This is a genomic window from Caecibacter sp. AF58-12pH5A (assembly GCF_027681725.1).
Classification (GTDB): Bacteria; Bacillota; Negativicutes; order Veillonellales; family Megasphaeraceae; genus Megasphaera; species Megasphaera hominis.
Genome location: NZ_JAQDBC010000029.1, coordinates 23,501 through 35,872, shown reverse-complemented (window position 1 = coordinate 35,872; position 12,372 = coordinate 23,501). Strand labels below are relative to the sequence as shown.

Genomic DNA, 12,372 nt, shown 5'->3' with positions numbered 1-12,372 from the left:
TCGAGCCAGTGATCCTCATTCGTTTTTATAGGGGCGTTATTTCACAGCCCCTTTTTTGTTACAGAACTATACCACAAGGCCGGCTCATCATATGTCCCGCCGTACGAAGTTCGTGAAGATGCCTGTTTCTTCCTGCGGATAGGGGATACCGGCTTTTTTCCCGGCTTCGATGGCCCGGACGAGCCAGATCATGTTGCGGGCCAGGTTGCGCATGGTCTGGAGGCCTTCCTGGTCCTGTGGCGCATCGGCGGCGTCGTAGCCGTGGACCATATTCCAATAGGTCGAACCGACGACGGGCATGGCAGTCAGGCCAAAATACTTGTTCAGCCCATCGAGCGCCGCCGTCGTGCCGCCCCGGCGCCCAACGGCAATAGCTGCGGCGGGTTTGAAGCGGAACGGCTCGTAGTCCTTGGGGAAGCGGCTGAAGAAGGCGCGGTCCATGAAAGAGTAGATACGGCCGCTGGGATGGGCGAAATAGACAGGCGATGCAAAGATGAAGGCGTCGGCAGTTTTCGCCTTTTCTACGAACTCGTTGACGCCGTCGTCTTTGATGACGCAGCCGTCATGGGTCTGGCAATAGCCGCACTGGAGACAATCCCGCAAAGGCTGGGCGCCAGTCTGGAAGACTTCCGTTTCCACACCTTCGGCGTCAAAGATACGGATCATTTCCTCAATAGCCCGCATGGTCGTGCCATGGACGTGGCTGCTGCCGTTTAAGAATAATACGTTCATAGCATTTCCTCCTAGTACAGTCCGGTCTTTACGTGTGGCATATAAGGCGCTTCGAGAGAGGCGATTTCGTCTGCGTCGAGCCTGATATCCAAGGCGCTGACCGCTTCTTCGATGTGGGCGACGCTGGTACAGCCGACGATGGGCGCTGTGATGCAGGGCTTAGAGAGCATCCACGCCAGGGATTCCTGGGCCATGGAGCGGCCGTGGGCCTTGGCTACGCGTTCCAGGTTGTCGACGACGACCTTATCCTGCGCATCCGTCGCGCCCCAGACCATAGGCGAGACTTCGTCGATCTTCGTCCGGCTCGTGACGGTGCCCCAGGGATGGGCACAGCGGCCGGCAGCCAGGGGACTCCAGGGCACGACGGCTAGCTTCCGGTCCTGGCACAGGGGCAGGATTTCCCGTTCTTCCTCGCGGTAGATGAGATTATACTGCGGCTGAAGCGACGCAAATTTCGTCCAATTGTGGACTTCGGCTATATTCTGAAGCCGTTCGAGCTGCCAGGCGAAGATGGTTGACGCGCCGATGTAGCGGGCCTTGCCGCTTTTGACGACGTCATGGAGGGCTTCCATGATTTCTTCCATGGGCGTGTTCGGGTCGAGGCGGTGAATCTGATAGATATCAACGTAATCGAGACCTAAGCGTTCCAGGCTGTGGTCGATTTCGGCCATGATATTCTTCCGCGACAGGCCGCCGCCGTTGGGATGACCGGGACGCATGTCGAAGTTAACCTTCGTAGCGACGACAATTTCATCGCGGTCGAGACCGAACTCCCGGATATAGCGGCCCGTGTTTTCTTCACTTGAACCCATTTGGTAGACGTTAGCCGTATCAAAGTAATTGATGCCCAGCTCGATAGCCCGGCGGAAGATCGGTTTCCCTGCTTCATAGTCAAGGGCCCACGGGAAGACCCCGTTTTCCTTGCCTGGCTTGCCAAAGCTCATCATACCGAGACAAATACGGGACACATCCATACCAGTATTGCCAAATTTTACATATTCCATTTTCTTTTTCTCCTTTTTTAGGTCCGCTCTCTCAGGACCAATATAGCTTGTCAAGTATGCTCATCCAAGCTACAATGAGCACATATAATAAAGCAGTGAGGTGAAGCACTATGAATACACGGCAAATGGCGTATATTATTGAGCTGGCCCAGACGGAAAATTTTAACAGAGCTGCCGAAAACCTTTACATTTCCCAGCCGACTCTGACGTATCAGATCAAACTCGTCGAGGGGGAAATCGGCTTTCGCATTTTCGACCGCTCCGGCCGGGGCGCTACGCTCACGCCGGCTGGGGAGCAGTTCGTGACGACGCTTAGAAATATCATGACAGAGCTATCCATGGCTATCGAACAGGGCCAAAATTTTGCCAGCCAATACCAGGAAAATATCCGCATCGTCGTGCCCATCCGCTCGGCCATCTATTTCCTGCCCGATGCCATTGCGCGCTTTGAGGCAGAACAGCCGGGGCTGTCTGTGACGCCGGGGTTTGACTGGCACCACGGCCTCGACGCCTTCCTCAAGGGGGAGTACGATATGTGCTTTGCCTTTCAGGGCGACGTGCGCCATGTGCCGGATATTGAGCTCCATCCTTTGTTCGATAGCAGAATCTATCTCGTCACACGGACCGATGACCCGTTGGCTCAAAAGGATATCATCCATACAGAAGACCTGAATAGCCACACCCTCATGGTGGGCGGCCCGTCCCAGGAGCCGCTGCGCATCGTCCAGCGCCGGGTCATCGCCGAGACAAACTGACATTATTTCAACAGCGAAAGCCACGACATGTCCCTTACCTACGTCGCTGCCAAACGGGGCATCGTCCTCTCACCGGGCTTTCTCAACGATCACACAGGTGCCTTTGCCTGGACGCCCTTTGCCTGCGAGGAGACCATCCCCTGCGTCGTCTGTACGCACAAGGAGGACCACCGGGAAAGCATCCACCAATTCCTGTCCCTCCTGCGCTCCCTATACGCTGCCAGACCGGATTTTCCCTGCTGAGATGGCGCTATGAGTCACTGATTTCCTTGCCCCAGGCCTGAATCCGTCCTTTTTCCTGTTCTACGTCTGCGCCATGGACTGCCAGACCATCGACGACGCTTGCGCCAGGGCAGGATTGTTGCAAGTCCCGCATGACGTGGCCCAGGCCGGAGCCTTCGTGGGTCATTAGGACATACACGTCCTTGCCGGAAAGATCCAGTGCTTCAAGCTGTGTAAAGATGAACATCGGAAAGGTTCCCCACCAGCAGGGACCGGCGACGATGATCCGGCCATAGGGCGTCACGTCCGTGAGCATTTTCGTAAGGCCAGGACGAGCCTGGGCCTTTTCTTCCGCCAGGGCCTCTTGTGTACACGCCGTGTAATCCTTGCTATAGGCACGCAACGGTTCCAGCGGGAAGACATCTGCGCCTGTAGCTTCCTCGAGATACGTGACCGCCTTTGCCGTCTGGCCTACAGGTAAGGAAACGATTTGGCCGTTTACGTAATTTTCCCCGGCCCGGGAGTAATAGATGATCAAAGTCTTTGCCATAAGTGATACCTCCTTTGTACACGTCCATTGTACGTGAGAAATGACGAATAATCCAATTAAAATAGTATATTATCGATTGAAAAATTAGATTATACAACATAAAATAATGAAATCAGATTCCCATCAGAGCCCGTCCTTTTTTCGTCATGGCTCATATCTGATATATTGACGACTGTCGACGCCACTTAGCGATGGAACGGGATAGTGTCCCAACGTGCTGGAAGGGCGAACCTCTGCGCAGCCTGATGCGGGCTGTCCCTGAGAGGCTTATCTGTGAATCATGGGGGACGGCCCTGGTCACTGTCCATTATTATAGGTTTATAGAGAGGAGCGCAGAAAAAAAGAGGCCCTGTTTGGACAGGACCTCTTATATGTGCGAGCGGGTTGTTATTTGGCTGCTTCGGCAACGGGAACGAATACTTCCGGTTCCTTGCGGCGCAGTTCTTCGTATTTTTCTTCGGCAGCTTTTAAATCGTCTGTAGAGTGGACGTTGAAGAAAATAGCGTCTTCTTCCTTATCCTTACGGACGGCGACTTGAACCAGGTCAATCTGTGGGAAGAACGAGTGGAGGAGATGTTCTCCTTCATCAATCTTTTCACGCATGAGCGGTAAAACGCGGCGGTTATAGACGGCGTGGAGACAGATGTCTGTTCCATCCTGTACCGGTACGACGACGTCAGCCATTTGGATATGGTAGGCCATCTTGTTGATCATAGGAATGGAAATAAAAGGCATGTTAACGCCGATAACGAAGATGTTTTCCGCATCGGTATACTGGAAGGCTGTAGCTACAGCACCGAGTGTCTGGGCTCCCTTATAGGCTTCTTCTACGATAAACATATCCTTAGCTGCCGGCAAGGCGCTGAGCTGTTTCTTGTCATCAGTTACGACGATTGGCGATTTATCGAAGGTAAAGTTCAAAATCGTGTGAATCGTTTCAAGCAGCGTACCGCCTTCGAATTCGACGAGGGCTTTGCCGTTATAGCCGACGCCGGAGTCTTCCCCGCCAGCCAGGATGACCGGCTGGAGTTTGTCTAAATATTCATACATACGAATTCCTCCTCTTGATGCAGACCGGTCACAAGGGCCGCCCGTACATACAGTTACTTTAAACTGTTCCTTAAAATTACTTTTATCATAACATAAATGCAATTATTAATCCATAAAAGCTTCTATTTTTTCTTTCTCTACATAGATATGCCCGCGAGCTATGAGCTGCTTTGAGGCATATGTTTGCCTCACTGGAAAGAAAGAGAAAAAAGGCCTTGTCTGTCAATTGCTCTTATGCTATAATGTTAAAGGTTTAAATTACACACGCACCGTCGAGCTTGCAGCTGTGCCGTTTGCGCGGTTTTAGCAAGTGATGACCGGGCGGAGGTCCAAAAAACAGGAGGAATTACAATTATGGCAGTAGTATCTATGAAACAATTATTGGAAGCAGGCGTACATTTCGGTCACCAGACCCGTCGTTGGAACCCTAAGATGGCTCGTTTCATCTTCACGGAACGTAACGGCATCTACATCATCGACCTGCAGAAGACGGTTAAGAAAGTTGACGAAGCGTATAACTTCGCCCGCGATCTCGCTGCTGAAGGCGGCAAAATCCTCTTCGTAGGCACGAAGAAACAGGCTCAGGAATCCATTAAGAGCGAAGCTGAACGTTGCAACCAGTACTTCGTAAACGAACGTTGGCTCGGCGGCATGCTCACCAACTTCCAGACCATTGAAAAACGTGTAAAACGCCTGAAAGCTTTGGAAAAACAGGCTGAAGACGGCACATTCGAATTGTTGCCGAAGAAGGAAGTAACCCTTCTCAAACACGAAATGGAAAAACTTCAGAAATACCTCGGCGGTATCAAAGACATGAAGAAGCTCCCGGATGCTCTCTTCATCATCGATCCGAAGAAGGAAGAAATTGCTGTTAAAGAAGCTCGCAAACTGAACATCCCCATCATCGCTACGGTTGATACCAACTGCGATCCCGATGTTATCGACTACCCGATCCCGGCTAACGATGACGCTATCCGCGCCGTTAAGCTCCTGACAGGCAAAATTGCTGACGCTGTTCTCGAAGGCAACCAGGGCGAACAGACTGAAGAAGCTGCACCGGCTGAAGAAGCTACGGAAGCAGCAGCTGAATAATCTGCAGCTCCTTGAGAATTAAATGATAAGCGTAAAGGTAAGGAGTGTCACTCATTCCTTACCTTTATTAGACTATAGGCCCGTACAGGCGGGCTCAATGAAACAGGCTATTAAAAACTTTATTGTATAATACAGTTAATTTTAGGAGGAATTTGTAATGGCTATTACAGCAAGCATGGTAAAAGATTTGAGAACAAAAACTGGCGCTGGCATGATGGATTGCAAAAAAGCACTGGCTGCCGTCGACGGTGATATGGACAAAGCAGTAGACTACTTGCGTGAAAAGGGCCTCGCTGCCGCTGCAAAAAAAGCATCCCGTATCGCTGCTGAAGGTCTCGTATATTCTTATATCCATGGCAACGGCCGTATTGGCGTACTCGTAGAAGTAAACTGCGAAACAGACTTCGTTGCTCAGACAGACGACTTCAAAAACCTCTGCAAAGATATTGCTATGCAGATCGCTGCTGCTAAACCGGCTTATCTGAAGAGAGAAGAAGTTCCTGAAGAAGTTCTCGAACACGAAAAAGAAGTTCTCCGTCAGCAGGCTCTGAACGAAGGCAAACCGGAAAAGATCGTTGAAAAGATGATCGTTGGCCGTATCGAAAAATTCTACAAAGAAAACTGCCTCCTCGACCAGGAATTCATCAAAGATGGCGACAAGACGATTTCCCAGGTTATCAACGAACACATTGCTAAGATCGGTGAAAAAATCGATATCCGCCGTTATACCCGTTATGAACTCGGCGAAGGTTTACAGAAACGCAACGATGACTTTGTTTCTGAAGTAATGGCACAGGCTAAATAAGCTAAATACGATTCCCATAAGAGAACACTTGCTTTTTTGTGTTCTCTTATTTTCTAACAGGAGGCCATGATGGATAGAAATTTTAAGCGCGTCGTTTTGAAATTAAGTGGTGAAGCCCTGGCAGGCAAACAGGGCTATGGTATTGATCCGGCTACGGTTGATGCCATTGCCAAACAGGTAGTAGAAGTAGCAAATACCGGCATTCAGCTGGCCATCGTCGTAGGCGGCGGCAATATCTGGCGCGGTCTTTCGGACAACGCCCAAGGTATGGACCGCGTATCGGCCGACTATATGGGCATGCTGGCTACGGTCATGAACGCCTTAGCCTTACAAAGTGCCATTGAAAAGAATGGTGTCGTTACGCGTGTACAGACAGCTATTAACATGCAACAGGTAGCAGAACCATACATCCGTCGTCGTGCCATTCGCCATATGGAAAAAGGCCGCGTCGTCATTTTTGGTGCCGGTACGGGCAATCCCTATTTCTCTACAGATACGACAGCTGCCTTGCGCGCTGCTGAAATCGATGCAAATGCCATCTTAATGGCGAAAAACGGCGTAGATGGCGTCTATGACAGTGATCCGAAGGTAAATCCGGACGCTAAGATGTATACGCACCTTTCGTACCTCGATGTAATCCAGAAACAGCTTGGTGTCATGGATAACACGGCTACGACGCTGTGCATGAATAACAATATCCCTATCGTCGTCTTCAATATTGATGCAGAAGGCAGTATTATCGCCGCTTGCACGGGAAAAGAAATCGGCACGCTGGTCGACAAAGAAGGCTAAAAGCTGTATCATATACGTATACATTATAAATACTTTAAAGGAAGTGATCTTTTATGGACGTACAAACGCTGACAGCAGAGCATGAAGAAAAGATGAACAAATGTATAGAAGCACTGAAACGTGATCTTGCTTCTATCCGCACAGGCCGTGCCAGCACGAGCCTCCTCGACCGTGTTTCCGTAGATTACTATGGTACGCCGACACCGGTCAATCAGGTAGCTAACGTTTCCGCACCGGAACCGCGCCTCATTACGATCGCACCGTGGGACCGCAGCATGTTGAAAGAAATCGAAAAAGCAATCCTCAAATCGGATTTGGGCCTCAACCCGAACAACGATGGCACTATTATCCGCCTGGAAATTCCGCAGCTTACAGAAGAACGCCGCAAAGACCTGAGCAAAATGGTCAGCAAGCATGCAGAAGAAGCCAAAGTCGTTATCCGTAACATCCGTCGCGATGCCAACGATGCGTTGAAGAAGATGGAAAAGAAAAAGGAAATTACGGAAGATGAAAATAAAGAAACACAGACCAAGATCCAGAAAATGACGGATCAGAAGATCAAAGACATTGATGCTCTGAAGGATAAGAAGACCAAAGAAGTTATGGAAGTATGATGGATATACGGAGTCTCATTGGCATGCCCTTAGGGTATGCCAAATCTGTATTAGAAGCAAACAAAATGGCCTACAGCGTGACACAGACTGTGTCACGCAGCCGTTTTTTTGCCTGTGATGAAGCAGCAATTTACGTCATCAGGGCAACTGTGGCGGCTGATGGCTCTGTAGTGCTTCTCGTCAATTACAGTTTGAAAAAAAGTGACAGCGTCAGTGACGCCTTGTCGCACGGAGAATAATTCATGTTTGATACGTTTTTGAAAAAAAGGCCGTCCGGCCAGGACGCTGTTACGCCTAGTACTGATAGTGAAGTAACAGCAGAAATGCTGGACCCTGACAATATTCCCCGTCACGTAGCGATCATTATGGACGGCAACGGCCGCTGGGCCAAACGCCAGGGCAAGCCGCGTACGTATGGCCATCACGACGGCGCCGATACGCTGAAACGGATTGTCGTCGCTGCAGGGGAGCTGGGTATTCAAGTCCTTTCGGTGTATGCGTTTTCCACAGAAAACTGGAAGCGCCCGGAAACAGAAGTGACGTACATCATGAAATTGATGAATGAATACCTGAGTAAGAATCTGCTCGAACTGGATGAACATAATGTACGGCTTCATTTCCTCGGTGATTTGAGCCGCCTCCATCCGATTTTGCAAAAATCCTTTGCTGCAGCAGAAGATAAGATGAAAAACAATACCGGTCTGGTTCTCAACGTGGCTGTCAATTACGGCGGCCGTATGGAACTGACCCGGGCAGCACGACGGCTGGCAGAAGACGTGCAGGCCGGCACGTTGCAGCCTGAAGACATTCAGGAAGATACGCTGGCTTCGTACCTTTATACGGCACCGGAAAATGACGTAGATCTCCTGATCCGTCCTGGCTCGGATAAACGGGTCAGCAATTTCCTGCTTTGGCAGCTTGCCTATGCGGAATTCTGGTATACCGATCTCTGCTGGCCTGACTTTACTAAAGAGACGCTCATCGAGGCTATTCTGTCCTTCCAGGGGCGGGAACGCCGCTTTGGCGGGTTAAAATAAGGCAGGTAAACGCACTATGTTGGCTAAACGAATCATTACAGGTATCGTCGGCGGTGGCCTGACGATCTTTATTATTTACGAAGGAAACTGGCTGTTCTTCCTTATGATGACGCTCCTGGCCCTCTTGGGCTGGTATGAATACGTACGCCTTTTGGCAGCCAAAAAGGCCAACCTGACGGAATATGCCGGCTATGTCTGGCTCATTTGCCTCTTCAGTGCCTGGTGGTTTGCCGGTATGAAGCTCCTCTTTCTCTTATGCGTTATCATGATGAGCTGGATTTTACTGCGTACGGTCATCCTGCACAAAAAGGTTTCCGTTACGGACAGTGCCTGCTCTTTATATGGGCTCTTGTATATTGGCGGCGGTTTCCTCGCCATGCTGGCCCTGCGTAACGGTATGCTCGGTTCCTATTTGACACCGCTTTTCCAGCACGTTATGCTGGAACCGTCACGCTTTTTCGTCTTTCTCCTGGTCTTTTCTACCTGGGCCAGCGATACCTTCGCCTTTGCTGTGGGCAAGTTTATGGGCAAGAACAAGCTTTGTCCTGAAATCAGCCCGGGCAAGACACAGGAAGGCGCCCTCGGTGGTTTTATTGGTACCATCGTTACGGCATTGATTTTCTCTGCGATTTTTAAGTTTTCTTTGCTCCACGCGCTGGCCATTGGCCTGATTATCGCCATTATGGCACCGCTGGGGGACTTAATTGAATCGATCCTGAAACGGGCGTGCGGCGCCAAGGATTCGGGCAACATCATTCCCGGTCACGGCGGTATTCTCGACCGTTTTGACAGCCTGCTTTTTGCCGCACCGGCTGTCTATGCATATCTGCTTTTGATTGCATAACGCGGCAGGAAAGGTGTTTGTATATTGGGTATCACAATAGCAGCAACGATTTTTGTTTTTAGTTTGATCGTTTTTGTCCATGAATTTGGGCATTTCTTTACGGCTAAATTGTCCGGCATGCAAGTCGATGAGTTTGCTATCGGCTTCGGACCCAAAATCTATAGTATTCAATATGGATCCACCTTGTATTCCTTGCGGGCTATTCCCTTAGGCGGCTTCAACCGTATTCAGGGGATGAGCGAGCAGGAAGAAATGAATGAAAGGTCGTTTTTGAAGAAAAAGGTACGCTACCGGCTCATCGTTATTGCTGCCGGTGCGGCCATGAACTTTATTCTGGCCATTTTCCTCATTTGGGGCGTCATGTTTACTGTCGGCAGTACGACCGTGTCTACAGAACCGGTTGTCGGTTCTATCGTAGATAATTCCGCTGCTGCCAACAGTGGCATGAAAGACGGCGACCGCATTGTTTCTATTGGCGGTACACCGATTCATGAATGGTCCGATATTTCTAAGGCTGTAGCAGAACATAGCCGCAGCGTCGTTACTGTCGTCGTAAACCGGGATGGCAAGGAACTCGATCTCGACATGGTTCCGAAGTATGATAACCAGTCGCGTCATTCTGTCATCGGTGTCGTACCGGTCATTACGAAGGAAACGCACAGCTTCTTTGATTCTGCTTATTTAGCTGTCGTGCGGACAGGCGAAATATGTAAGCTCATGATTACGGGCATGTATGGCATGATTGTCGGCACGGAAAAGGCTGATTTGGCCGGACCTATTGGCGTAGCCCAGCTGGCAGGCCAGATTGCATCCGTAGGCTTTATCAACCTCTTGCTCTTCACGGCCTTCCTCAGTATCAACCTGGGTATCTTAAACCTCCTGCCTATTCCTATGCTTGATGGCGGCTATATTATCTTATTGCTCATTGAAGCTGTGACAGGACATAGAATGCCCCAAAAGGCGCTCTATTATATCCAGATTGTCGGTATGGTCCTCCTGGGCTTATTGTTCCTCTTTGCTATGGTACAGGACTTTAACCGTTTATTCTAAATTTGAGGTTTTGTAATTATGATCAAACGCAGAAACACACTGCCCGTTCAGGTTGGCAACGTTACCATTGGTGGTACGGCTCCTATTTCGGTGCAGACCATGTCTACAGTGAGCCCGGCCGATACGGCCAGGGCCATTGCCGATGCCCAGCGTTTGGCCGGCTTTGGCGCGGAAATCATCCGCTTTGCCGTCCCGGACATGGCTGCTGCCAAAGGGCTGAAAGACGTCGTCGCTGCGTCGCCTGTGCCCATCGTGGCAGATATACATTTTGACTACCGCCTGGCTTTGGCATCCGTCGATAGCGGTGTCCAGGCTTTGCGTATCAATCCGGGCAATATCGGTGGTGACGACAAGGTCGTCCAAGTCGTCGACAAGGTACGGCCCAAACATATTCCCATCCGTATCGGTATCAACAGTGGCTCCTTACCAGCCGATATCCTGGCTGCGTACGGCGGTCATCCGACGGCAGATGGCATGGTAGAAGGGGCTTTGCGGCATATCCGTATCCTGGAACGGATGGACTACCCGAATATGGTCATTTCCCTGAAGTCATCGCAGGTGCCGCTCATGATCGAGGCATATGAACGCCTGGCAGAACAGGTACCGTACGCATTGCACTTAGGCGTTACGGAAGCCGGCCTGATCCGCGAAGGCAGTATCAAATCGGCCATCGGCATTGGCACGCTCTTGTATGAAGGCATTGGCGATACGATCCGCGTTTCCCTGACAGATGATCCGGCAGAAGAAATCAAAGCCGGCCAGACTATTCTCAGTTCCCTAGGCTTACGTGAGTTTGGTCCGACTCTGGTCAGCTGTCCTACGTGCGGCCGCACGCAGGTCCAGCTCATCAACCTGGCCAAACAGGTAGAAGAGGCACTCAAGGACATTCAAAAGCCACTCCACGTAGCCGTCATGGGCTGCGTCGTCAACGGTCCCGGAGAAGCACGGGAAGCTGATTTCGGTATTGCCGGCGGCAATGGCAAAGGTATCGTCTTTTCCCACGGTGAAGTGTTGCGTACCGTGCCGGAAGACCAGCTCGTCGCCACGCTCTTGGAAGAAATCAAAAAATCCTTGTGACGGTTCCGTTCGTATTGAAGCCGTGCCGAAACAGGTATATAATAAGTGAAAAGCATGGATATTGTAGAGGGAGCAAGCCTTGAAAGAGGAAGCCCCGGTTCAAATCCGGGTCTATGCTACAAGGGATTGTGTAGAGGACAAGCAATTGTTTTTTGCACAATCCCTTTTTTGTATTGAATTTTTTTCCCTTTCGTTATACAATATGATTAGTTAGCTAACTAATAAGGAGGGAAAAATCATGAAAATGGAAGTATTTCCTACGCAGGAAGAATTGGCAGAACATGCCAAGCTGATTCCGGAAATCGATCCCTTATCCGTCCTGGCCATGCTGCGCATTATCCAGGCGTCTGAGGAAATCCGGGCCAACATTGGCGATGTCATTGAGCGGGAATACCAGATTTCTGAAGGAAAGCTGCGTGTCCTCATCGTGCTGCACCAAAACCCGGACGGCATTGCCCCGTCGGTTTTAGCCGATAAGACCGGCGTCACCCGAGCGACGATCAGTGTCATGACGTCGCGTATGGCCCGGGATGGCCTGGTCGAAATCGAGAGCGACACAAAGGATAAACGGGGAAAGATACTACGCCTGAGTGAGCACGGCCGCGCCTATCTGAACCAAATCCTGCCCAATCACTATCTGCGCATTTCCCGCCTCATGGGGAAGCTCAACCGGGAGGAACAAGACGAAGTTATCCGCCTCCTGCAAAAGCTTACTACCTGAGACAGGCCCTTGTGATAGGGTTTTCCT

Annotated in this window: 16 protein-coding genes and 1 tRNA gene; 13 read left to right on the top strand and 4 right to left on the bottom strand. The window is 50.5% G+C overall.

The annotated features are described in order from the left end of the window. Positions 1–87: 87 nt before the first annotated feature. Positions 88–732, bottom strand: a complete 645-nt coding sequence (locus PGX44_RS11075) for a flavodoxin family protein (RefSeq protein ID WP_498855421.1) — start codon at positions 730–732, stop codon at positions 88–90. Positions 733–743: 11 nt separating this feature from the next. Further along, entirely contained in the window at positions 744–1,736 is a 993-nt protein-coding gene (locus PGX44_RS11070; protein ID WP_498855420.1) for an aldo/keto reductase, read from the bottom strand. Between the two features lie 110 nt (positions 1,737–1,846). Between PGX44_RS11070 and PGX44_RS11065 the strand changes: the two genes are divergently transcribed. Together PGX44_RS11065 and PGX44_RS11060 are read left to right on the top strand one after the other, a co-directional pair. Continuing rightward, positions 1,847–2,491, top strand: a complete 645-nt coding sequence (locus tag PGX44_RS11065; RefSeq protein WP_498855419.1) for a LysR family transcriptional regulator — start codon at positions 1,847–1,849, stop codon at positions 2,489–2,491. 27 nt (positions 2,492–2,518) lie between these two features. Beyond that, a complete protein-coding gene (locus PGX44_RS11060) occupies positions 2,519–2,734 on the top strand; it encodes a hypothetical protein (RefSeq protein WP_498855418.1) in 216 nt (71 codons plus the stop codon). A gap of 7 nt (positions 2,735–2,741) precedes the next feature. Here the strand turns inward: PGX44_RS11060 and PGX44_RS11055 are convergent, their stop codons facing one another. Further along, positions 2,742–3,263: a flavodoxin gene (locus tag PGX44_RS11055; RefSeq protein ID WP_498855417.1), complete on the bottom strand. Its 522-nt coding sequence runs from the start codon at positions 3,261–3,263 to the stop codon at positions 2,742–2,744. A gap of 387 nt (positions 3,264–3,650) precedes the next feature. After that, a complete protein-coding gene (gene mobA / locus PGX44_RS11050) occupies positions 3,651–4,313 on the bottom strand; it encodes a molybdenum cofactor guanylyltransferase (protein ID WP_186502666.1) in 663 nt (220 codons plus the stop codon). 354 nt (positions 4,314–4,667) lie between these two features. Here mobA and rpsB point away from each other — a divergent pair, with 354 nt between their 5' ends. The 11 genes from rpsB (at position 4,668) to PGX44_RS10995 (ending at position 12,345) form a co-directional block, all read left to right on the top strand. After that, a complete protein-coding gene (rpsB, locus tag PGX44_RS11045; protein ID WP_186502667.1) occupies positions 4,668–5,405 on the top strand; it encodes a 30S ribosomal protein S2 in 738 nt (245 codons plus the stop codon). Positions 5,406–5,562: 157 nt separating this feature from the next. After that, positions 5,563–6,210 carry a translation elongation factor Ts gene (tsf, locus tag PGX44_RS11040; RefSeq protein WP_289000938.1) on the top strand — a complete coding sequence of 216 codons (648 nt, stop codon included), beginning with the start codon at positions 5,563–5,565 and terminating at the stop codon, positions 6,208–6,210. 66 nt (positions 6,211–6,276) lie between these two features. After that, positions 6,277–7,002 (top strand): UMP kinase, encoded by a 726-nt coding sequence (gene pyrH / locus PGX44_RS11035; RefSeq protein WP_498855416.1) that lies wholly within the window; start codon positions 6,277–6,279, stop codon positions 7,000–7,002. Between the two features lie 53 nt (positions 7,003–7,055). Next, positions 7,056–7,616: a ribosome recycling factor gene (gene frr / locus PGX44_RS11030; protein ID WP_498855415.1), complete on the top strand. Its 561-nt coding sequence runs from the start codon at positions 7,056–7,058 to the stop codon at positions 7,614–7,616. Next, positions 7,613–7,855, top strand: coding sequence for a hypothetical protein (locus PGX44_RS11025; protein WP_498855414.1), 243 nt, complete (start codon positions 7,613–7,615; stop codon positions 7,853–7,855). Before frr ends, PGX44_RS11025 begins: the two co-directional genes overlap by 4 nt. Positions 7,856–7,858: 3 nt before the next feature. After that, positions 7,859–8,653, top strand: a complete 795-nt coding sequence (gene uppS, locus PGX44_RS11020; RefSeq protein WP_498855413.1) for an undecaprenyl pyrophosphate synthase — start codon at positions 7,859–7,861, stop codon at positions 8,651–8,653. 16 nt (positions 8,654–8,669) lie between these two features. Then, positions 8,670–9,497, top strand: a complete 828-nt coding sequence (locus PGX44_RS11015) for a phosphatidate cytidylyltransferase (RefSeq protein ID WP_186502672.1) — start codon at positions 8,670–8,672, stop codon at positions 9,495–9,497. 24 nt (positions 9,498–9,521) lie between these two features. After that, a complete protein-coding gene (gene rseP, locus PGX44_RS11010; protein ID WP_498855412.1) occupies positions 9,522–10,547 on the top strand; it encodes an RIP metalloprotease RseP in 1,026 nt (341 codons plus the stop codon). 18 nt (positions 10,548–10,565) lie between these two features. Then, positions 10,566–11,624, top strand: a complete 1,059-nt coding sequence (ispG, locus tag PGX44_RS11005; protein WP_498855411.1) for a flavodoxin-dependent (E)-4-hydroxy-3-methylbut-2-enyl-diphosphate synthase — start codon at positions 10,566–10,568, stop codon at positions 11,622–11,624. Positions 11,625–11,676: 52 nt separating this feature from the next. Continuing rightward, positions 11,677–11,742 (top strand) — tRNA-OTHER (locus PGX44_RS11000). Positions 11,743–11,862: 120 nt separating this feature from the next. Then, entirely contained in the window at positions 11,863–12,345 is a 483-nt protein-coding gene (locus PGX44_RS10995; RefSeq protein WP_288201311.1) for a MarR family winged helix-turn-helix transcriptional regulator, read from the top strand. The last annotated feature ends 27 nt before the right edge of the window (positions 12,346–12,372 follow it).

Coding starts and splice junctions, on each gene's coding strand:
- PGX44_RS11075 (WP_498855421.1), bottom strand. CDS start 732: ATGAACGTATTATTCTTAAACGGCAGCAGCCACGTCCATGGCACGACC.
- PGX44_RS11070 (WP_498855420.1), bottom strand. CDS start 1,736: ATGGAATATGTAAAATTTGGCAATACTGGTATGGATGTGTCCCGTATT.
- PGX44_RS11065 (WP_498855419.1), top strand. CDS start 1,847: ATGAATACACGGCAAATGGCGTATATTATTGAGCTGGCCCAGACGGAA.
- PGX44_RS11060 (WP_498855418.1), top strand. CDS start 2,519: ATGTCCCTTACCTACGTCGCTGCCAAACGGGGCATCGTCCTCTCACCG.
- PGX44_RS11055 (WP_498855417.1), bottom strand. CDS start 3,263: ATGGCAAAGACTTTGATCATCTATTACTCCCGGGCCGGGGAAAATTAC.
- mobA (WP_186502666.1), bottom strand. CDS start 4,313: ATGTATGAATATTTAGACAAACTCCAGCCGGTCATCCTGGCTGGCGGG.
- rpsB (WP_186502667.1), top strand. CDS start 4,668: ATGGCAGTAGTATCTATGAAACAATTATTGGAAGCAGGCGTACATTTC.
- tsf (WP_289000938.1), top strand. CDS start 5,563: ATGGCTATTACAGCAAGCATGGTAAAAGATTTGAGAACAAAAACTGGC.
- pyrH (WP_498855416.1), top strand. CDS start 6,277: ATGATGGATAGAAATTTTAAGCGCGTCGTTTTGAAATTAAGTGGTGAA.
- frr (WP_498855415.1), top strand. CDS start 7,056: ATGGACGTACAAACGCTGACAGCAGAGCATGAAGAAAAGATGAACAAA.
- PGX44_RS11025 (WP_498855414.1), top strand. CDS start 7,613: ATGATGGATATACGGAGTCTCATTGGCATGCCCTTAGGGTATGCCAAA.
- uppS (WP_498855413.1), top strand. CDS start 7,859: ATGTTTGATACGTTTTTGAAAAAAAGGCCGTCCGGCCAGGACGCTGTT.
- PGX44_RS11015 (WP_186502672.1), top strand. CDS start 8,670: ATGTTGGCTAAACGAATCATTACAGGTATCGTCGGCGGTGGCCTGACG.
- ispG (WP_498855411.1), top strand. CDS start 10,566: ATGATCAAACGCAGAAACACACTGCCCGTTCAGGTTGGCAACGTTACC.
- PGX44_RS10995 (WP_288201311.1), top strand. CDS start 11,863: ATGAAAATGGAAGTATTTCCTACGCAGGAAGAATTGGCAGAACATGCC.